Raw genomic sequence first — 22,153 nt, 5'->3', positions numbered from 1 at the left:
AAAAAATGGAAATAGGATTTAAATTCGAGAAATTAATTATATGGCAAAAAGCTATGGATTTTGGAGAGGACATTGATGCCTTAGCTAAAATTTTTCCGACCAATGAGCTGTACAATTTATCTTCACAAATAAAAAGAGCTGCAGATTCAATTGCTTTAAATATTTCTGAAGGCGCTATTGGGCAAACAAATCCAGAATTTAAAAAATTTATGGGATATTCGATTCGTTCTTTGGCTGAGGTTGTCACATGCCTGCATAAAGCTTCAAAAAGAAAATACATTTCCGAAATTGAATTTAATGAACAATATGAAAACGCTTTCAACTTAATGAATATGATGGTCGCATTTAAAAAGAAAATACAATGAAAAAACTTCCGACTTCGGACTTCGGTCTTCTGACTATTAAAAACAACAAACTATGATTGCAGGTATTAGCATTTACGAAATTTTAACCCTAACAAGTATCTTGTTTTTTATAGGAGTTTACGGGTTTTTTACACGAGAAAACTTAATAACGGTATTAATGTCGGTTGAATTAATTTTAAACGCCTCTGCCGTAAATTTTGTTCTTATCAACACTTATTTGTATCCGGATTTGCTTCAGGGTGCTGTGTTTTCGGTTTTTATTATTGCATTGGCTGCTGCTGAAACAGCGTTGGCCATTGCCATTATAATTAATTTGTATAAACTCATTTCATCCGTTGAAGTGAAGGATACAGAAATCATGAAATATTAAAAGGTTTTAGTTAAAAATTAAACAGACAAAAAATTTAAATTATAAAAAATGGATTTTAGTTATACCATATTAATTCCTCTGATTCCCTTAGCGCTGTTCCTTGTTTTAGGATTATTCAGCAAAAAAATACCGGCCTCAATTTCGGGTTGGTTAGGGTCATTAGGTTTAGGAACATCATTTGTTTTATCATTATATACCGCCTACCATTATTTTTTAAACGGAAAATTAGAAGGTGTTTATCAAACTTTTATTTATAAAACTACTTGGCTTCAGTTTACAGATAAGCTACATATAGATTTAGGTGTACTGATTGATCCTATCTCTGTTATGATGATGGTTGTTGTGACTACCGTTTCTTTTATGGTTCACATATACAGCAGAGGTTATATGCATGGGGATGATGGTTATACACGTTTTTTCGCTTACCTGGCCTTATTCAGCTTTTCAATGCTCGGATTGGTTTTGGCAACCAACTTATTTCAAATGTATATTTTTTGGGAATTGGTTGGGGCTTCCTCCTTTTTATTGATAGGTTATTATTACACCAAACCTTCAGCAGTAGCTGCAGCCAAAAAAGCTTTTATTGTAACGCGTTTTGCAGATTTAGGTTTCTTACTAGGCATACTTTTGATCAGTTATTATACAGGCACTTTTGATTTTCAAGACCTGACAAGTGAAGAAGGGATGTTGATAACCGGTTGGGGGGCTTCTGCTTCCTTTATGGGATTATCCGTATTTACCTGGGGATTGATATTAATTTATATGGGTGGTGTTGGTAAATCGGCCATGCTTCCTTTTCATATTTGGCTGCCAGATGCCATGGAAGGTCCAACTCCTGTTTCTGCCTTAATTCACGCAGCAACAATGGTTGTTGCAGGGGTATATTTAGTAGCTCGATTATTTCCTGCCTACTATTTTGTGGAAGACGGATTTGCCTTACAGGTTGTCGCTTATGTTGGCGCTCTTTCTTCTTTGGTAGCTGCTTTAATTGCAGTTACACAGACAGATATAAAAAGAGTCTTGGCTTTTTCAACTATGTCTCAAATTGGTTATATGATGTTGGCATTGGGCGTTTCCAAATACGAAGGACATGAAGGATTGGGCTATATGGCCTCTATGTTCCATTTGTTTACACACGCTATGTTTAAAGCATTGTTATTCTTAGGTGCCGGTTCTGTAATTCACGCAGTTCACAGCAATTATATGAAAGACATGGGTAGTTTAAGAAAATATATGCCAATTACACATATTACTTTTTTAATTGCGTCGCTTTCTATTGCCGGTTTCCCAGGATTTTCAGGGTTTTTCAGTAAAGATGAAATATTAGTTGCGGCTTTTGAAAGCAATAAACTCATTTATTTCAGCAGTGTTTTGGTAGCAGGCTTAACCGCATTTTATATGTTTAGATTGTATTTTGGAATTTTTTGGGGTGAAGACAAACAATACAAACACGCTCCACATGAGTCTCCGTTAACAATGACCATACCGCTTATCTTTTTAGCTTTTATGAGTATTTTCGCTGGTTACATTCCATTTAGTCAATTTGTAACAGCGGACCTTACGCCATTTACAGCTCATTTAGATTTGCCTTTAGCGGCGATAGCTTCAACAGTTGGGATTATAGGAATACTTTTAGCGTATGTTTTCTATAAAAAACCAAATAATTTACCGGAAAAATTCGCAAATGCTTTTGGCCTGGTTTACAAATGGATCTACAACAAACTTTATTTTGACGAATTATACATCTTCATCACAAAGAAAATACTTTTTGGAATTGTGGCTTTTTCAGCATCCTGGTTCGATAAAAAAGTTGTTGACAGCTCCATGATTGGCATTGGAAATGTTACTGTTTCCATTTCAAATAAAATTAAAGGAATGCAGTCAGGTAAATTGCAAGATTATGCGATGGCCTTTGTTGGTGGAAGCGTTGTTCTTGCTATGATTGTTTTTTATATATTGATAAATTAATATAATACAATGGATATTTTATCACTTTTTGTAATAGTACCGCTTTTAATTGTTTTGGCTTTAACTTTTTTTGGAAAAGACTTAAAACAGGCAAGACTTATATCGGTAATAGGAATGGGAATTCAATTTGCCATGTCCATAAACTTAATTTTTGCTTACCTAAAAGAGCGTGCCGTAAATACTGGTATTATGGTTTTTACCAAAGATGTTGTTTGGTATGAGACTTTTAATATTCATTATAGTATTGGCGTCGATTCCATTTCGGTGGTTATGATTGCCTTAACTGCTATTGTGTTATTGGCCGGTATCTTTATTTCCTGGAAAATAGACGATTTACCCAAAGAATTTTTTATCTCTCTGATTGCCCTGTCATCAGGTGTTTTTGGATTCTTTATTTCTACGGATTTGTTCACCATGTTCGTGTTTTATGAAATAGCCGTAATACCAATGTATTTGTTAATAGGTATATGGGGCTCGGGGCCAAAAGAGGATTCTGCAATGAAATTAACTTTAATGTTAATGGGTGCTTCAGCACTTCTGTCTGTTGGTATTTTAGGGATTTATTTTAATTCCAATGCCGATGGAGGTGCTTTAACTTTTAATATATTTGAAATAGCCCAGGTCAATATACCTGAAGCCGCACAAAACATATTTTTTCCATTGACATTTATAGGTTTTGCGGTAATCGGAGCCTTATTTCCATTTCATACCTGGTCGCCTTCAGGTCACGCTTCTGCACCAACCGCAGTTTCTATGCTACATGCAGGTGTGTTGATGAAATTAGGTGGTTACGGGGTGTTTAGAATTGCCATGTACTTATTGCCTGTCGGCGCTTTGAACTGGTCCGATTTTTTCTTGGTATTGTCCGCTTTCGGGGTAATCTACGGAGCATTTGCTGCCATTATGCAAAAAGATTTAAAATATGTGAATGCTTACGCATCTGTAAGTCATTTGTCGCTCGTTTTGTTTGCTTTATTAATGTTTAACAGGACCGCTTGGACAGGTGCTATTATCCAGTCCTTATCGCACGGATTGTTAACAGCCATGTTCTTTGCTTTAATAGGCATGGTTTATGGAAGAACACATACCAGAGAAATTTCAAAACTTGGCGGTATTATGAAAACATTGCCTTTTATTGGCGCCATTTATGTAATAACCGGTTTGGCTTATTTAGGTTTGCCTGGATTTAGTGGATTTGTAGCTGAAATGACCATATTTGTCGGAGCTTTTCAACACCCGGATTTATTTCATAGAATATTAACCATTGTTGTTGTTTCTTCCATTGTGGTAACAGCCGTTTATATTTTAAGAATGGTAGGCAAAATTATGATGGGACCATTGTCAAATGAAGACTATAAAGATTTGCCTAAAGCAACCTGGTTTGAAAAAACCGGATTGATATTATTGCTGATACCTGTTATTATGATTGGTGTTTTGCCATTAGGTTTAAGTGAAATGTTAAAAGAAAGTATCCAACCATTTTTGGAAAGGTTATTATAAAAATTAAATAAAATGAACTTAGAAAGTTTTCTATTAATGCGCTCGGAAATAGGATTATTGGCAATTTTATTATTGTTGATTATATTCGAAATTTTTTCTAACAAAAAACAAAAAGCAGCTGTAATCCCATTTGCACTAATTTTATTGGCTGTCAATACCATCCTTGGGTTTTTACCTTTAGCATCGGGTGAATTATTTGGCGGAATGTTTAGGACAAATGCGCTTTTATATTTCTTTAAAACAACCTTAAGTTTGGGTGTTTTAATCTTATTGTTACAATCGGCCGACTGGCTTAAAGAAAAAGTAGTTGACGAAAATAAAGCGCCAGAATTTTTTATGTTGATCATTTCATCCTTGCTTGGGACTTATTTTATGATTTCTGCAGGTGATTTTTTAATGTTTTTCATTGGTCTTGAATTAACAACGCTTCCTATTGCCGCTTTAGTTGCCTATGATACTTATAAAAGAATATCAGCTGAAGGTGCTGTTAAATATATTTTATCATCGGCATTAGCCTCTGGCGCTTCATTATTTGGCATTTCATTATTATATGCAACCACGGGAACTATTTATTTTGATGCGATGGCTGAAATTTTAACAAGCTCTAATTTAGCAATTCTAGGTTTTGTGTTTTTCTTTTCAGGATTGGCATTTAAAATATCTTTGGCGCCATTTCATTTTTGGACAGCAGATGTGTATGAAGGTGCACCCATTAATGTTACTGCCTACTTATCAGTAATTTCAAAAGGAGCGGCGGTTCTTATTTTAACGATTCTTTTATTTACGGTATTTAAATCTTTAATGCCTGTTTGGAATATCATAATTTATATCGTTATTATTGCCACCATGTTTATTGGTAACCTGTTTGCGATAAGACAACAAAATTTAAAACGTTTCATGGCCTATTCATCTATTGCACAGGCTGGTTTTATCTTATTGGGCTTAATGTCTGTTGACCAATTGGGAACAGCAACCATCGTTTATTTTATCGCGGTTTATATTTTCTCAAATTTAGGTGCATTTGGCGTAATCCAGGCAGTTTCTTCCGCTTCGAATAAAGAAAACATCAACGATTATGAAGGCTTTTACAGAACCAATCCGAAATTAAGTTTGTTAATGATGCTGGCGTTGTTTTCATTGGCAGGTATACCGCCATTGGCTGGTTTCTTTGGTAAATTCTTTTTATATACCGCAGCTGCAAGTAAAGGGTATTACATACTCGTATTTATTGCAGTGGTGAACGCCACTATTTCCTTATACTATTATTTATTGGTAGTTAGAGCGATGTTTTTAAGAAAAAACGAACAAGCCATTCCTTATTTTAAAAGTCCGGTTTATATGCGTTTAGGATTAATCTTAGCCGCAATCGGTATTTTAGTGGCGGGTGTATACAGCCCAATTTATGACTATATATTTTCAATCAGTAATACTTTTTTAAATTAATACACTATGGGACTTGGAGGAAATCATTTATTTGGAAGCATTGGAGAAACAAGAGTTACTTTTGTTGAAAAAGGTGTGGATGAAAACCGTAGGGATTTTTTAAAAAATCTGTTGGAAGTAAACGGCTTTGAAGTCGTGATTGGTGAAGACAAAATAAAAACAGAAGGAGATCCGCAAATGTACACGGTTGCTGTCACGGATATGACTTTTAACCCTACTGTTTCGGTTTTTGAACGGCATTTAAAAACCCCTGACGGAAGAATCGTATCCCAAGATTATTGGAATCAAAAAACCGAAGAAACCAATCCGCATTACTGGAAATATTGTAACTAATTTTAGATAATTGTAAAATTTCTTCTGCAATAAAATCAAATAAAACAACATCTATTATTTGTTGTGTTTCATTTGGGAATTGCCACTAAATTTTCTGTTTCTTAATTATTGCATGCTATTCAATCAAAAATTCAGCTATTTTATTTTTACAGTGATGGCAATATGCTGGTGGCCTATTAACTTTAATTTTTTATAAATAACAACGGTTGTCAAAAATCCTGACAAAAAAATATTTAACTTTTAAACTAAGGTTTTACCAATATACATTAAAACGCTTCCCTTTTCTATTTTGAAGGATTTATTTAGGGAAGAAATAATATGAATAAAACCGCTGTTGTCCTTTAAAAATAACGGAATCGAATGTAATTCATCGTTTATTTCTTTTAAGAGGCTGGTATAATGCTCGTGTGAATTAACGGTGACTTCGTTCACAAACGGAAAATCACGAACTATTTCACTTAAGTTAATATAATCATCTTTATGCGTAAATAAATATGCCTCCGGTTTTTGATTTCCTTGAGTAATTTCATCAGTTGAAGCAATTCTAAAAGCACCATTTTCTCCAAAAATATTTGAAAATTTGTCTATCGCATACTCATTTAAGAATGAACTTCCTGTTACAGCGAGTAAAAATCCGATATCATTTAATTCAACATCATCCAACAATTCATCAGAATAAACATTGCCTTCCATAGCTTCTAAGCCAAGCAATTTTGCCCTTTCAATATTTTCTACATTGTTGTCAATTAAAACAACCCTTCTACCGTTTTTCTTTAAATAATCGGCTATTAAACGCGCAAAGTCTGAAGCACCAATCATAATAATTCCATCAGAAGACTTTAAAAATACGCCAACTATTTTGGCGAATAAGCGGGCTGTGGTGGCATTTAACAATACAGTGCCCAGAACAATCATAAACACCAATGGGGTAATATATTCTGCCCCTGGTTCACCTAGCATTGCAAGCCTAAGCCCGAATAATGAAGCAATACCGGCCGCCACAATTCCTCTTGGGCCAACCCAACTGATAAATAATTTTTCATTAAAATTTAAACCGGAATGTGTTGTACTCATAAAAACTGCCAAAGGTCTTAATACAAAAACTACAATTCCAAACAACAGTACTGTTTCCCATCTATACAGCAACATCATATCTTCAATATTAATATTGGCTGACAATAAGATAAACAATATTGAAATTAATAAAATACTCAGAGATTCTTTAAAATGAAGTATTTCCTTTAGTCTATCAGTTTTCATATTTCCAAGCATCATTCCCATAATAACTACCGACAACAATCCCGATTCATGGGCAAATAAATCGGAAATTACAAATACTGCAAGTACCAATGCTAAAGAGGCAACGTTTAGTAAATAAAAAGGTATTACCTTTTTTTTAATTGAATAATACAGCGCATAAGCGGAACTAGATCCAACAGAAAATCCTACGACTATAATTTTTCCAAATTCAACTAAAGCCTCTACAGTATAGTTGTATCCTTCACCAACTCTTATAAATTCAAAAATCAATACGGCGACAAGCGCTCCTATGGGATCAATTAATATTCCTTCCCATTTTAATACTGCTGAGACATCCTTTTTCAGGGGAATATTTCTCAATATTGGAGCGATAACAGTTGGACCGGTCACAATTATTAAAGCAGAAAACAAAAAAGAAATTTGCCAATTCAAATCAAAAATAAAATGGGCGGCAATACCACCGCCAAAAAAAGTAACTGCGGAACCCAGCGTAATCAATTTAAGTATGGCTGGCCCAACATTTAACACTTCTTCTCTTTTTAATGTTAACCCGCCTTCAAAAAGAATAATACCGATTGCTAATGAAACAAAATTATATAGACGCTCCCCGGGGAATAAGCCCTCTGTACCGTTCCAAACGGGCTCCAGCCATTTTGTGCCGTCATTAGAAATTAAGGTAGAAACCGGACCTACAAATAATCCGATTAAAATTAAGGGTAGAATAGCGGGAATTTTCAATTTCCATGCAAACCATTGAGATAAAATCCCTAAAACTATAATCCCAGCAAATTCTAGCATATTTTCATCATATTTTTTTAAATTGCTTCAGTTTAAAATTTCAACAACACTGCAATATAATTATAATTTACCAAATATTAAATGGCTTTTCAGACAACATAGAATTATAGTATTTTATTTGACCGGTAACTTCCTCGCCTAGCAAATTTGGTTTTGTGAATTTTGTGTTTTCGTTGGGGAGTTCCATTTCGGCGATTAACAATCCGTTATTTTCGCCAAAAATTCATCAACTTCAAAATACAACTTGTCATTTGCAGGAATAATGCACCTTATTTTTTCTATAATTGCTGGTTCACAAAGCAGCAATAAATTTTCGGCTTCCTATAAGGGAATTTCCTTTTCCCATTCAAAACGGGTAGTTCCTGAAGCATTACTTATTCCTTTTATAGTGATAAAACCTTGATGTTTTTAATTCTAAATCGACAATATCTGGAAATTTAACCCCTAAGGAACGTAAGTCTTCCCATAGAAAAAAAACGAAGAAACGAATATGAGATACTGAAAAAAGCAAAATAATTTTAGTAATTGCAACATTTCTTAATTTATAGCTCCGATTTATAAACCGAGCCTCGACTTAAGATGTATAAAATATTATATGTTTTAGATCAACATATTCACTTTTCACAAACTTAATTTTTTCTTTAATTATACAGTAAAAAGTCTTGTGAAAACACGGATTACAAATCTGCCCAATGGGATTAAAGTTAATATAAAATTGAAAAGCGCAATGGAAAACCCCACAATTTGTCAATATTAAAGGAAATAAGTGTTTACTTTATTACAATTAAAAAAACTATTTTTGATAAATTAATGATAATCAACTTACGGTGTTAGGAATGAATATTATAGTGAGTATAAAAAAAAATAAACACAACATTTAATGTAAAATATTTACAAAAATCTTTTGGGCTTGCTATTTTGGTACTTCAACTTTTTGGATGCTCATCCAATAACAATGTTACTGAATTGGGAGAACAAATAGAATATACAACTTTTAATATATGTTTAAACTTCGATGACTTTTATGGGTGGGTTGATGCTTTCCAAAACTTGAATGGTGTTATTAATTACACTACAAAGGATGGTGTATTAAATATTTTTACAAGAGCTAATACTTGGGATAGACCAAAAATAAGGACAGTAGAAACTTACACTAACGGAAAATATTCTTGGCGGGTTTTTATTCCCGAAATGGGCACTGGAGATATGGCAAGTATTGGCGCATTTCTCTATTTTAATGATTCACATGAATTAGACTTTGAAATTGGTTATGGAAAAGCACTTGTTCGCCAAAAACTAAATGCTAAAGTTGACGACTTAATTTTATATACAAATTCACAAGGGAATCCAAATAAATCTGAGTTTATTAAAATAAGAAGAAATCAATGGTATACTTTATAAATTGAACTAATCATTGTAAATAATAAATACCAAGCAGTTTGGTATATTAACAATACTGAATTATACAGATTAAATCTTGAGTATGGCAAATCAATTCCTTTTTATATTTTTTGCAGTGCAGAAAATTTAACCTTTATTGGCGATCATATACCAACTCAAAACAATAATGCCTTGTTTGATTATGTGGAATTTAAGAGGTAAAAAAAATTATTTTCATAAATTTAAACACTTAGTCTTTGGCTAAAATCATAATTTTTTTTGTGTATATTTATTCCTTTTATCAAATAAGTTATCTTTTTAACAAAAACGATTTTAACTATGGACAATAAAATTGACGAACAATTCTCCTTTAAAAAAAGAATAGAGAGTTTTGGCTATGCATTTAAAGGATTCGTTTGGTTATTTCGTTTTGAACACAATTCCAGAATTCATCTTTTTTCTTTAATTATTGCGGTAATAGCAGGATTTTTCTTTCAAATTTCAAATGAAGAATGGTCAATGCTGTTTATTGTTTCCGGATTTGTTTTTTCTGCGGAAGCCTTTAATTCTTCCATTGAGTTTTTAGCGGATGAAGTTTCACTTGAAAAACGCGATAGAATTGGAAAATCAAAAGATCTTGCCGCTACCGGTGTGCTTATCGCCGCTTTTGCAGCAGCAATTGTAGGTTTAATCATATTTCTCCCAAAAGTAATCTATCTTTTAAATTAATATAACTATGAAAAACAAAATTCAGTCAATAATCTTATTCTTATATCTTTGGTTGTGCATTGGTTTCCCTTTGGGATTATGGGTATTATTGGCCGGACCTTCAAAATGGCTTGCTGAATACGCGCGCTCAACGGAAATGGAAATGTCTAAAGAAAATATAATTGGGAAAATTATTATCATTCTTTATGTTATTGTTGCTTTTTTACTGGCACTTCTACTCCATTGGTTGATAAAAAGATCAAAAAGCAAGGCTGTAAAATGGTTTATACCAGGAATATTAACACTGATTTTGCTCACTTCAGTATATATTTTTAGTTTCAATCCTCAATGGCTAATCAGCTATTCAGGAGGAGATCCCATACAAAATATAGAAAATCACCAACAAAAAAACAAAGACCAGCTAGCATTTGTTTATGGTGCCTATCCTAATGAAGAAATGATAAAATCCCTTAAGGAACAGGGGTACGACGGTATCATTTCATTGTTGCATGAAATGGTCATTCCGGCGGAACCCGCTTTGATGAAAGACGAAAATGAAATTGCTGTAAAATATGGCATCAAGTTAATTAATATGCCTATGATGCCATGGATTTCAGGAAATGAAAAAACGCTGCAAGCTGCTAAGGAATTTATTGAAAATGAGAAAGGGCTTTATTATGTGCATTGTTATCTTGGGCGCGACAGGATCAATATTTTTAAATCGGCCGCTAAAAAATATGGGGTTAAAACCAGCTTAGATAAAAATATAACTACCCGCACAATGGAAGACCAACCTAACTGGGAAAGAGGCGATTATTTTAAGTTAGAAGAAGGCATTTATTTAACGCCCTACCCAACCGATGATGAGTTCACGATGTTTGTTCTTAACGACTATTTTAAAACAGTCATTTCACTACTTGATAATAATGTGGTAGATAACCAACCTTGGATTGCAAAAGAAGAAAAAATTTTTACGGATTACCCTATGAATTATGTTCATTATCCGCTTGCTTCAACTTTTAATCAAAAGGATTTGGATGCCTTAAAAGCTTTAATTAATTCAAAGGAAAAACCAATTCTTTTACATGGATTCCTGACAACTGACCCGATTTCAAAATTTATTGTTGCTCATTATTAAGTAAGTTTAACTGGATAAGAATTCTTGACTATTATACATTTTATATTATAATTTCGCCAACCATTTACTAAATGGCATTGCAGCCAAACTGGCATTGTAGTATTTTAATTGCCCTGTTACTTCCTTGCCCAGCCAGCTTGGTTTGGTAAATTCTGTATTTTCATTGGGAAGTTCAATTTCGGAAATAATCAGTCCTTTGTTCTCTCCAAAAAATTCATCAACTTCAAAATACAGGTTGTCATTGGCGGGGATAATATGCCTTATTTTTTCAATGATTTTTGGTTCACAAAGCAACAATAAATTTTCAGCTTCATTAACGGGAATTTCCATTTCCCACTCAAAACGGGTTGTTCCGGAGGCATTACTTATTCCTTTTATGGTTATAAAGCCTTGATGATCGCGTATTCTAACGCGCACCGTTCTTTCGGGCACTGTCGATAAATAGCCTTGTGCAATTTTATAGCTTTTTACAGCTTGTTTTTTAAAATCACCTGTCACCAAAAATTTTCGTTCTATTTCCTTGGTCATTTTATACTTATCTGAATTTCAGTTCCCAATTGAGTCCGATGGAATAAATCCAAAAGTAATTTCCCGGGTTGAAACTAATTTCCTGATGCGTAACGCCCAACAACGTTCCCCAAGCATTTTGTTTGTTTGCAGACGTAAAATAATAGCCCAAATTAAATTTTTGGGACTGTAAATCTATGATGGTCTCTTCATTTCCTCCCAAACTAAATCTTTCAAATTCAGGAGAAAAACCCATTCCTATTGAAACACTAAAATAATTGTCGGCATCACTTCTATATTTTCTGTAATTTAATACGCCCGATTTGCTGGTTCCGGAATCTCTGGGCGTTAAATAAGGTCGAAAATTCCAATAACTGTTTCCAGTGTACCAACCAACAGAACCTGTATAAATAGTTGTTGTTGATTCATATTTTAAGGCTCTGAAACCCAAAGAAACCTCAAAACTTTTTGGCAACGACTTATACAATTCTGCGCCATATCTTACATCCGGATAAAGGTAAGAGTTTGAAAATCCAAGATTTACATACGCATAAAGTCCTTTTGTTATTTTTGGATACATATCTACTTCAAATTGAAGGCCATTATCATTAAACCTCCTGCTGAAATTCATCTTTCCAATAATACTTCCGTATTTCGTTTTTCGACTATAATTAAACGAATAATACTGCATTGGGTCAAAAGTTTCTGAATAGATATCTACTGATGATTTAATACCGATGGCGTTATAGCTCAGCGTATTTGTCAACTTCTTTTTGTAATCTATCGCTTTTTGGTCCTTCGGATTTTGGTCCAAAACAAGCTGTAATGTTTGTAATGCCTCTTCAGGATTATTTGATTTTTCCTGTGCAGATGCTTTCAAATATAGTATTTCCCCATCCGAAGGAAAATATTTTAAGCCATCATTTGCCATTTCCAATGCGACAAATGGTGCTTCTGCCCATAACTCATTATTTATGGCGGCAATCCAATCAGTTTTTCTTTGTTTGTCTTTTTCTAAAATATAGGAAAACTCAGCTCTTGCTTTTTTGTATGCTCCATCCCAAGAGTACGTACTTGCCAAAAATGAGCGAATGTCATGATAATCGGGGTATTTGGTTAAAATAAACAATAAGGAATCCTGCGCTTGTTTACGTTGTTCATTAAACGCCAGTTCGCGCGCTTTTTCAAATGCTTTATCAGGATCACTGGTAAAAACCTTTTGCTGAGCATAAATTTGAAAAACTGATAAAAACACTAATAATGATAAAAATTTAGATTTTGATAACATCATTCTCAAGATTATTAATAGGTTCTGTAATTTTGATTCTCTGGATGTATTATCAATATACTACCCATTCGTTTATTTGTTCTTTCCATATTATTCATTTATCAAAAAACTTTAGGGAGTTTAAAAATCATATCCGTATTTTCTAATTTATTTTTAAATGCTTAGCCTCCTATTTATATTTACTTTTTTAATTAAATTAATCACTTATATTTTCAATTTCAGTAAGACCCTTTCTCTTCATTTCTCCCCATTTTGCATCTTTATTAAAAAAATAATCAAAATTTCCTTTGATTGCTGCGTATAATACAAATGGATGAATGATAAAAGGTTCTAATAAAATTGTTGTAATTAACTTAAGACCAGTTCCTTTCTTTTTATATTGATGGTATGTTTTTTCTTCAGAAATAATTGCAACTAAAGAAAAAACAACCGTAAATAAATAAGCGGCGAGGAAAAATACAAATGCATAATCCCACCTTAATTCTTTAAAGGCTATAAGAATGCATAAATAAATAATCCCAATAACTTCTATGATTGGGGCCATTCTTTCAAATATAAACCAATATGGAAAACTAAGAAGCCCTAAAGATTTGTATTTAGGATTCATTCCTATTTTTTTATGTTTCCTTAGCACTTCAATCGTTCCTCTAGCCCATCTGTTTCGTTGGGAAATAAATATTTTATAATTATCGGGAGCTTCTGTCCAGCATAAAGGATCTGGAATATATGCTACTCTGTAGTTTCGTTTTTCTTCTTCCATATACCTTCTCATTCTTACAATAATTTCCATATCTTCTCCTACGCTACTGGTATCGTAACCTCCTACTTCAATGGCGATTTTTTTATCAAACATTCCAAAAGCACCAGAAATTACCATCAAACCGTTCAACCTGCTCCAAGCCATTCTCCCTAATAAAAACGATCTAATATATTCAAGAATTTGCGATCTTTCAAGCATTGATTTTGGCATATTTACATCTAATAATTTACCTCCTTTAATGGTACAGCCATTGGCAATTCTTAAAACTCCACCTGTGGCAATTACAGTTGTTTCTGTTAATTCTAAAAAGGGTTTTATCATTTTTTGTAGTGCGTCTTCAAGCAATAAACAATCTACATCTATACACGCAATGTATTTATTTGTACTTATATTTATTCCAAAATTTAAAGCATCTGCTTTCCCTCCATTTACTTTGTCTACAACTATGAGTTTTTCAAATGCTGGGTTTTTAGATTTATAAACTCCTCCTCGTACTGGTTTTGTTGGAATTTGCTGATTTATTAGGTAATTTACTTTCACTAAATTGTAAGCTTCAATCAATTTTTCCAGACTATCATCTGTACTTCCATCATTTACTATAATCACATCATAATTTGCGTAATAATTGGAGAGCAATGAGCGTACATTTTCAATAATATTTAAACTTTCATTATAAGCTGGTGCAATAATAGAAATTGAAGGAGAAATATTTGAGGATAATATTTCTTTGTAATTAACAAATTTATTTTTTTTCTTATATTCAACAGTTTCAACTATAGAAATTATTGCTAACAAAATATAAAAAGTTATTATTACGACAGTGTAGACAATAAATAAATAATGGAATATTAGTAATATACTATCAATGGCACTCATAATTAATTATTTTCTATAAATTTAACTATTTTTACAAACTCAGATTCTGATGGAACTAGTTCTAAACTCTTAAATGTATTGATGTTACAATTTTTTAATATTTTCAATGCTGAAAATTTAATTTCAAAATTTTCATGATGAATATGTTCAAGTATAAAAGGTTCATCATTTACATCTGCCAAATTCTCTAAAAGTTTAAAAAAAACAATTTTCTCATCAATACTGCTTTTGCTAAAGTTGTTTTTTAAAATTTCTTTGGCATCAACAACATATAAATGACTTAATACAGGAATTAACTCAAGTCTTACTTTTTCACTTTTATGATTTAACAAATCTAGAAGCACTTCACTCATTTCAAACTGATTGTATATTTTGGCTAGTTTCAACGCAAAAATTACAACATACTCATTTTTTGACTTCAACCATAAAGTAATGTCTGGTATTTGTTGGTTTTCAAACTTCTGCAATTCTTCCAGCAGTTGAATTTGATCCCACTCTGATAAAGAGGTTTCTAAATCATTTAAGAAATTAAGTCCTTCAAAACTAAATAAACTTACTAAATATAATTGTACTTCTTTACGAACTTCTTTTCTTGGATGATTTGAGAATTTTACAATTTTGGAATGCGCTTCTTTTACCTGAAATAATGTGAGTTCTCTAATTCCACTGGCAATAGCATACCAATCTCTACTATTTAATTTTGCTTCAGCATAGCTTTTAAGATTTGTTTGATTGTAGAGGTTTTGGATAGATTCTTCCATTTCACCAGATATTTCATTCTTTAATTTCAATAAAACCGAAACAAAAATTTTTCTTTTAAATGAATCTAATATACCCGTTTTCATTTTACTGATGATTGCAAATTGTTCTTTACTAATCATCTCTTCTTCATTTCCTGAATATAAATAGGCTATAAGATTTGACTCATATTCATTTTCAAATTTTGATATATTTTTTTCGTTTTTTCTAAGATGACTTCTAAGTGTTTTTAAATAAAGAATTAAAACTATAGCGGTTACAAATAAAACACAACTCAATAACCATACTACTTGAATTATGATTGGTTCTTCATTAAAATATTCTATTAAATACAAAAATTTATTCATTATTTGAGGTTCTCATGTTATTTTAACGCAACAATCTTTTTACGCGAATCACCAATTCATTTGGACTAAAAGGTTTTCCCATAAAATCGCTAGCGCCTAAATCAAATGCTTTAAGCACCATTTCTTCCTGGCCGGCTGCTGAAAAAACGATGATGGGCGTTTGCAGGTTCAACTTGTTTCTCACATGACTTATTACTTCTAACCCACTAATAAAAGGCATCATAATGTCGGTCAAAATTAACTCTGGGTCATGTTGTTCTATCAACGCAACGGCTTCCTTTCCGTCAGCTGCGATTAAAAGCTTATAGCCTTCTTTTTCCAACCTGAACTTCAGCAATAATGAAAGCGTAGAATTATCTTCCGCTAAAACGATTTTTTTAGCATCACTCATTTTTTAATAATTTTAATTCAATTAATAATTCATCTTTAACAAATTTATATATCTCTTTGAAGGAATTAAGAAGTTCTCCAACATCCTCCAATTGTTTCTCTTCCCTAAATTTTTGCGCCAACAAATGTATTACTGGTCCCATTTCTGAAATTCCAAACATGGTAATGCTCGGTTTAATTTTATGGGTTGCCTCATATAATACCTTCCAATTTTTATTTTTATATTCTATATTCACTACTTCAAAAAACTCTTCAAGATCTTTTAGAAATGATTCAATCAACAAAATTAATATGGAGCTTTCATGTTGCGTTTCTTCATATAAAAAATTAAGATCTATATGTTTTTTTTCTGTTGTTGTTTCAGTATCGCCAATATTAACATCGGCATATTTTAAATTCCGTTCTTTGGAAGGTTTACCGTACTTTTCCAATATGGCATAGAATTCTTTTGGCTTAAAAGGTTTGAAAATATAGTCATCCATCCCCGAATTTTTTGCCCGTTTAATGTCTGCATTAGTTGCGTAGGCCGTCATGGCAATTACAGGAATTCCTGCGGCTTTTTTTGATATGTCATTTTTTATAATTTTGGTGGCCTCATAGCCATCCATCACAGGCATTTGAATGTCCATTAAAATGAGGTCATATATTTTTTGTTGTGCTTTTTTCACCCCTTCAATACCATTGTTTGCAATATCAACTTTGCATTTCCAACGTTCTAACCTTGTTTTTGCCAGCAACTGGTTTGTTTTATTGTCTTCCACCAATAAAATAGAAAGCTCTAAAGGTTCTTCCATGAAAATATCTTTTCCTTTTTCCTCTAAATTGATATTTTCCAAGTCTTTTTTTAAGGGCAACGTTATTTTAAAAACGCTTCCTTCACCGAATTTACTCTCAACTTTTATCACGCCATTTAGCAACACAACCAATTTTTTAACAATGGTAAGTCCTAAACCCGTACCCCCGTAAATTCTTGAAGTATCACTCTTTGCCTGTGAAAATGCGCCAAAAACCGTATTTATTTTATTGGAAAGGATGCCAATACCCGTATCCCTAACTTCAAAATAAATTTCTGAAGTGTCGGCTGTTTCATTAAGTTGTTTTACGTTAATATGTACGGAACCCTTATTGGTAAACTTAACTGCATTGCCAATTAAGTTCAGCAGAATCTGTTCTAATCGGGTAGGATCACCAATAACCTGAATTGGCGTATTTGGTTCAATTTTAAGGTCTAGAGAAATTCCTTTCTCATCGGACTTTAATTTCATTAATTTTAAAATGTTGTTGAAAGACTTGTGCAGGTCGAAAGGAATTTCCTCAATTTTAAGTTTATCGGATTCCAACTTTGAAAGATCGAGCACATTGTTTATAAGGGAAAGTAAGATTTCACCCGAATTTCGCATGGTTTCCAAATGCGATCTTTGTTCCTCAGTGATTTGAGATTCCAGCAATAAGTCTGTAAATCCAATGACCGCATTTAGCGGCGTTCTAATTTCGTGGCTCATATTCGCCAAAAATTCATTCTTAACTTTTAGGGATTGCTCGGCCAATTCCTTTGCTTTTTTTAATTCAATTTCCGTCGCTATTCTTTGGGTAATATCCGTGCCAATTGAAATGTAGGTTCCGTTATCTCCTTTTGACAATTGCCACTCAATCCATTTATAATCGCCATTCGCCGTCTTAATTTTCCTTTTAGAAATATCGATAAAATCCTTTTTGTTTAAAAAAACGTAGTTATAGATGGCTTCTTTTACCTGAAGGGCTTCTTGCCGATTTTCATAGGTTAGTTTCCACCATTTACCCCCCATAACCTCATCTGCCCGATAACCCAACATTTTTTCTACAGAAGGAGATGCGTAAATTATATTCCCTTCTGTGTCACTTACCATTAACATAGAATCCACACTATTTAAAATAGTTTCGGATTGTATTTTTATTTTTTCGGTTTTTTTCCATTCCGTAATATCAACACCCACTGAAACAAAGATATTATTAACTCCAAATGAGTCACGCCACTCAATCCATTTTAAACTACCATCTTTACATAGCAGTTTTCTGTCATATGGCTTAGGATTTACCTTTGTTTTTCCAGAAACTATTTCGAAAATTCTGTTTTTAGAAAACTGTCCTTCTTCTTTTGAAAAAAAAGTCAAATCCCACCATCGTTCTCCCAACAGACTATCGACTTTATAGCCAATAATATTCTCAGCTGCCGGAGAAACATAGGTAACCTGTCCATTTTCATCACAAGAAATAATTATTAAATTAACCTTATTTAATAATAATTCAGAAAATGTTAATTTTTCAAATTCAGTACTTTTTTTCAATATACTATTATATTTAAAAATGTATTTATTCTTTTATCCCTGTTTTTATTTCTGGTAGAACAGAAGTGTTCCCGTTTTTGTAAATATAATTAAATAATCGAATGAATTCCGAATTTTGCGATTTCTATTTTGAAGTTTTTTAACAAGTACTTTACGTTATCATTTCTTAACAAAATGAGGATAAAAACACAACCGCCAAATAAAATTTCAGCAGGGTTTTTTACTCAGGAAATACGAAAAAATTCAGTCAGTTTTCGAAATAAAAACAACCATCCTAAATGAGAAAAGGAACAAATAAAATGTTAAAAATCAGACAGTTTAAATGCCAAACATCAGAATTCCCAAAATCACAGAAGCTACACCAACGGTTATTCCCATAAAACCAAAAATACCGGAAGCCTTTTTATTTTGTCTTTCAACTTTCAAAACCTCTTCTTTTAAAAGTGCCGTTTTTAATTTTTCACTATATTGAGTTTTTACGCCGTAATATATTCCATCGCCAAGCTCAATAGATTCATAAATATACTCATCACCATTCACCATAGTCACTTTCACAAATCCTTTTTCTTCAGTTTTAGCAGCCTGCTCTAAACTGGTGGGGCTTTTATAAGCTTTACAACTTTGAAACAGCATTAACACGAACAATAGCCCAAAAAAATTTCGAAAATTTTTATTGAATGATTTTTGAAGAATGATCATTTTTGAATGAAAGTTTAAAGTTTGGTAAATTTTTCACAATTTACATTTAATTCCATAAAAAACAAACTGTCGGCCCATACCAAACTCCACTGTTATATTTTGTCAAAAAAAATAATTGCCTTTTTATAGATTTTCCACTTTTCTTTTAAAAAAAAATACAATATCACACTTCATATAAGCACTATTTAAGGGGTAAAACATATTAAATTGGCTGATGAAATAATTTAAATGAATTTTACACAATTTCTGAATTTTGGTCTATATTTGTTATCCAAAATGTACTTAAAAACATTTCATTATGTGAGAATTAACAGCTTTAAATATGGGTGATGTTGGCCATTACAAAAGTTATTATTATTTTTTCCTATGCTGCCTAAGCTATTAAAAATAGTTAGTATTTAATCCTATTTTAAAGTTGAATTGTATTCATAAGAAAATTATTATTCCATGAAAGAAGGTGCTTTATTGAGCTTTTTACCGCTATTGCTAATTTCTAAAATATTAAATTTAGTGCAGGGAAATTAAATTTTTAAAAGCTTTAATCACATTATTCTTCAAAATCACAGATAAAAAAATTAAAAAAAATTACCTAAAAAATGAGTAAAGTAATTAAGCCGTTGAAAGAAGGCGCATCCCATTTAAAAGTAAACGGAGTAACAACTGTTAAAAGAAACTTCCTGTTTATTTCACGCTGGGGTGAATCTTTGGATATTGCCTATGCCACCCTTTTAGAGGGAAATGACGTAAAATTATATATTGAAGAGAAATCCTGCAGAGAAATAGGCTATGGTTTTGTAACCAAAGTTTTGGATTGGAAAAAACATGTGGATTGGGCTGATGTCATTATTTTCGACTATACCGGCTATGGAAAAGTTTGCAAAGAATTGCGGGCTGCCGGCAAGGTGGTATTTGGCGGTTCAGAATATACCGATAATTTAGAGTTAGACCGTAATTTTGGGCAGGACGAACTTAAAAAACATAAAGTAAAGACCTTGCCATGGAAAGAGTTTTTGAATTTTCAGGATGCCATAAAATATGTTCAGGAAAATCCGGATGCTTATGTCATCAAACCCAGCGGAGAAACACAAGAATTTAAACAACTGCTTTTTGTAGGAAATGATGATGAAGGATTAGACGTTATGAGGGTTTTAAAAGCTTATGAAAAATCATGGGGAAATGATTTTGGCACTTTTCAACTGCAACGAAAGGTTAAAGGCGTTGAAATTTCAGTATCCGCATTTTTTAATGGCACCGCATTCATTTATCCGCTTAATGTTACTTTTGAACACAAGAAACTTTTCCCAAAAGAACTGGGGGTTTCAACCGGAGAAATGGGAAGCAGCATGTTTTGGGTGAAACATTCCCCCATATTTGAAGCGACTTTGAAGAAATTTGAGCCTACTTTGGCCAAAAGTAATTTTAGGGGGCATATTGACATTAATTGTATTGTAAACGGAAATGGTATTTACCCATTGGAATTTACATCTCGTTTTGGGTTTCCCCAAATATTTATACAACGTGCCGGTATTCTCGAACCTTTTGGAAATATGCTTTATAAAATAGCAAAAGGCGAAAGTTTTACCATTAATGTAAAAAAAGGATTTCAAATAGGCGCTTTTGTTGTGGTGCCTCCATTCCCCTATGAAGATAAAAAAACCTTCAATCTGTTTTCCAAAGATTCCGTGGTTATTTTCAAAAAGGAAATGAAAGAAGGCATTCACCCCATGCATTTAAAAAAGATTCATGAGGAATGGCTCATTACAGGCGACACAGGTATTGCATTGCTGGTTACGGGAACGGGAATAACCATGAAAGACGCCCAAAAAACGATGTACAACCGCATTGGCAATCTTATTGTGAATAACTGCTATTACAGAACCGATATTGGCGACCGCTGGCTGGAAGATTCTGACAAGCTATGGTCCTGGGGGCTTTTATAATAGTTGTTCTTTGAGCTTTCGCAACCAAAAGTTACTATGAAATATAGGATTTCAATAACCTATACCAATTCAACATTCAAATGTCATATAAAATTCAACATTTAAAAATTCAATTGGTATTAAACTAACCGCTAAGACAGCTAAAAAAATACGCAAAGACCGCAATGTGTGAATAGCAATCCTAAAGAAATTTGTGCAATACCTCGCTAGCCTTTCGTTTAAAATTGGCAGCAAATTGATTACTGCACATAGATTGCTTATTACAAAACTGATTAATTAAAAACTTTTTAAAATCATGAATATAGAATTTAGCAATGCAACCGATACTCCGGAAGCGTTTTTTAATATGTTGCCCGATGACTGGAAAGTGCATATTGTTCCCTATTGGGATAATTACAAGGATTCTGCAAAAATTTACATTCTAAAAGAAGGCCATGAAGTGGTTGCCGGCGGACTCGTTTTATCTAAAAGCCTTCCTGATATGAGTGACTTTGAGCATTCGCTTCAACATTTATTTTCTGAAGGCTATTTGTATATTGGTTTTATTTGGGTTCCCGAGCACAATAGGAATCGGCAATTGGCATCACGATGGTTGACTTTGTTGAAAAACCATGATCCAAACCAAAAATACTGGCTCACCATTGAAGAACAACCCTTGAAATATTTTTATGAAAAAAACGGGTTTAATTTAATCAAAGAAAGTAACGATGGGGATGATAAGGAATGGCTTTTTACTTATGAGCCAAAGCCCCCTAACCCCCAATAAGAAGAAAAAGGCAAGAGGCAATAGCGAAAAGCTAAAGGTAAGACCGCAAGACCGCAAGACAAAAGCGAAAAGCGAAAAAGGCTACAATTAAACGGTTAAACAACATCTTTAACCTTTTAATCTTTTAACAACGACATTATTTTTTTTCTTAATGGCATAAATGCCGTAAGCCGCACCTGCAATCAACAAGAGAGAAATACCGCCGTCTATTGGCAATCCGGGTGGCGGAGGAAT

20 protein-coding genes are annotated in these 22,153 nt (G+C 32.9%); 11 read left to right on the top strand and 9 right to left on the bottom strand.

What is annotated here, in order from left to right; all coding sequences use genetic code 11:
* Positions 1-5: 5 nt before the first annotated feature.
* From ABY285_RS01290 to ABY285_RS01265, 6 genes are read left to right on the top strand one after another with little or no spacing between them, the layout of a single operon-like run.
* Complete coding sequence (locus tag ABY285_RS01290; protein WP_372766202.1) at positions 6-365, top strand: four helix bundle protein; 360 nt, start codon at positions 6-8, stop codon at positions 363-365.
* A 52-nt stretch (positions 366-417) separates the two neighbouring features.
* Entirely contained in the window at positions 418-735 is a 318-nt protein-coding gene (gene nuoK, locus ABY285_RS01285) for an NADH-quinone oxidoreductase subunit NuoK (RefSeq protein ID WP_372766200.1), read from the top strand.
* A gap of 48 nt (positions 736-783) precedes the next feature.
* Positions 784-2,703 (top strand): NADH-quinone oxidoreductase subunit L, encoded by a 1,920-nt coding sequence (gene nuoL / locus ABY285_RS01280; protein ID WP_372766198.1) that lies wholly within the window; start codon positions 784-786, stop codon positions 2,701-2,703.
* 9 nt (positions 2,704-2,712) lie between these two features.
* Positions 2,713-4,203: a NuoM family protein gene (locus ABY285_RS01275; protein WP_372766196.1), complete on the top strand. Its 1,491-nt coding sequence runs from the start codon at positions 2,713-2,715 to the stop codon at positions 4,201-4,203.
* 12 nt (positions 4,204-4,215) lie between these two features.
* On the top strand, positions 4,216-5,646 hold the full coding sequence (locus ABY285_RS01270) for an NADH-quinone oxidoreductase subunit N (protein WP_372766195.1): 1,431 nt from the start codon (positions 4,216-4,218) through the stop codon (positions 5,644-5,646).
* A 6-nt stretch (positions 5,647-5,652) separates the two neighbouring features.
* Entirely contained in the window at positions 5,653-5,979 is a 327-nt protein-coding gene (locus ABY285_RS01265; RefSeq protein WP_372766193.1) for a hypothetical protein, read from the top strand.
* A 240-nt stretch (positions 5,980-6,219) separates the two neighbouring features.
* Here ABY285_RS01265 and ABY285_RS01260 read toward each other — a convergent pair whose 3' ends face one another.
* A complete protein-coding gene (locus ABY285_RS01260) occupies positions 6,220-8,037 on the bottom strand; it encodes a cation:proton antiporter (RefSeq protein WP_372766191.1) in 1,818 nt (605 codons plus the stop codon).
* Positions 8,038-9,003: 966 nt separating this feature from the next.
* On the opposite strand from ABY285_RS01260, the gene ABY285_RS01255 reads away from it, so the two are divergent.
* The 3 genes from ABY285_RS01255 to ABY285_RS01245 all read left to right on the top strand — a co-directional run bounded on the left by ABY285_RS01255 (position 9,004) and on the right by ABY285_RS01245 (position 11,263).
* A complete protein-coding gene (locus ABY285_RS01255) occupies positions 9,004-9,438 on the top strand; it encodes a hypothetical protein (RefSeq protein ID WP_372766189.1) in 435 nt (144 codons plus the stop codon).
* Between the two features lie 318 nt (positions 9,439-9,756).
* Positions 9,757-10,146 (top strand): diacylglycerol kinase, encoded by a 390-nt coding sequence (locus ABY285_RS01250; protein ID WP_372766187.1) that lies wholly within the window; start codon positions 9,757-9,759, stop codon positions 10,144-10,146.
* Between the two features lie 7 nt (positions 10,147-10,153).
* Entirely contained in the window at positions 10,154-11,263 is a 1,110-nt protein-coding gene (locus ABY285_RS01245; protein WP_372766185.1) for a hypothetical protein, read from the top strand.
* Positions 11,264-11,308: 45 nt separating this feature from the next.
* Here ABY285_RS01245 and ABY285_RS01240 read toward each other — a convergent pair whose 3' ends face one another.
* From ABY285_RS01240 to ABY285_RS01210, 7 genes are all read right to left on the bottom strand, one after another.
* Positions 11,309-11,791 (bottom strand): CYTH domain-containing protein, encoded by a 483-nt coding sequence (locus ABY285_RS01240; RefSeq protein WP_372766183.1) that lies wholly within the window; start codon positions 11,789-11,791, stop codon positions 11,309-11,311.
* A gap of 7 nt (positions 11,792-11,798) precedes the next feature.
* Complete coding sequence (locus ABY285_RS01235; RefSeq protein ID WP_372766181.1) at positions 11,799-13,061, bottom strand: YaiO family outer membrane beta-barrel protein; 1,263 nt, start codon at positions 13,059-13,061, stop codon at positions 11,799-11,801.
* A 193-nt stretch (positions 13,062-13,254) separates the two neighbouring features.
* Positions 13,255-14,694, bottom strand: a complete 1,440-nt coding sequence (locus ABY285_RS01230; protein ID WP_372766179.1) for a glycosyltransferase family 2 protein — start codon at positions 14,692-14,694, stop codon at positions 13,255-13,257.
* Positions 14,695-14,696: 2 nt separating this feature from the next.
* On the bottom strand, positions 14,697-15,800 hold the full coding sequence (locus tag ABY285_RS01225; RefSeq protein WP_372766177.1) for a HEAT repeat domain-containing protein: 1,104 nt from the start codon (positions 15,798-15,800) through the stop codon (positions 14,697-14,699).
* A gap of 22 nt (positions 15,801-15,822) precedes the next feature.
* Positions 15,823-16,191, bottom strand: coding sequence for a response regulator transcription factor (locus tag ABY285_RS01220; protein WP_372766175.1), 369 nt, complete (start codon positions 16,189-16,191; stop codon positions 15,823-15,825).
* A complete protein-coding gene (locus tag ABY285_RS01215) occupies positions 16,184-18,514 on the bottom strand; it encodes a PAS domain S-box protein (protein ID WP_372766173.1) in 2,331 nt (776 codons plus the stop codon). Before ABY285_RS01215 ends, ABY285_RS01220 begins: the two co-directional genes overlap by 8 nt.
* 318 nt (positions 18,515-18,832) lie before the next feature.
* Positions 18,833-19,213: a hypothetical protein gene (locus ABY285_RS01210; protein WP_372766171.1), complete on the bottom strand. Its 381-nt coding sequence runs from the start codon at positions 19,211-19,213 to the stop codon at positions 18,833-18,835.
* A gap of 596 nt (positions 19,214-19,809) precedes the next feature.
* Here ABY285_RS01210 and ABY285_RS01205 point away from each other — a divergent pair.
* Together ABY285_RS01205 and ABY285_RS01200 are read left to right on the top strand one after the other, a co-directional pair.
* Entirely contained in the window at positions 19,810-21,153 is a 1,344-nt protein-coding gene (locus ABY285_RS01205) for a phosphoribosylamine--glycine ligase (RefSeq protein WP_372766169.1), read from the top strand.
* Between the two features lie 295 nt (positions 21,154-21,448).
* Complete coding sequence (locus ABY285_RS01200) at positions 21,449-21,919, top strand: hypothetical protein (RefSeq protein WP_372766167.1); 471 nt, start codon at positions 21,449-21,451, stop codon at positions 21,917-21,919.
* Between the two features lie 108 nt (positions 21,920-22,027).
* On the opposite strand, the gene ABY285_RS01195 is transcribed toward ABY285_RS01200, so the two are convergent.
* The gene (locus tag ABY285_RS01195; RefSeq protein ID WP_372766358.1) at positions 22,028-22,135 is read right to left on the bottom strand and encodes a PID-CTERM protein-sorting domain-containing protein; all 108 of its coding nucleotides are present in this window, start codon (positions 22,133-22,135) and stop codon (positions 22,028-22,030) included.
* Positions 22,136-22,153: the final 18 nt, after the last annotated feature.

Origin of the sequence: Lutibacter sp. (genome assembly GCF_041555395.1) — a bacterium.
Taxonomy (GTDB): domain Bacteria; phylum Bacteroidota; class Bacteroidia; order Flavobacteriales; family Flavobacteriaceae; genus Lutibacter.
This window is presented reverse-complemented; position numbering and strand designations above follow the sequence as displayed.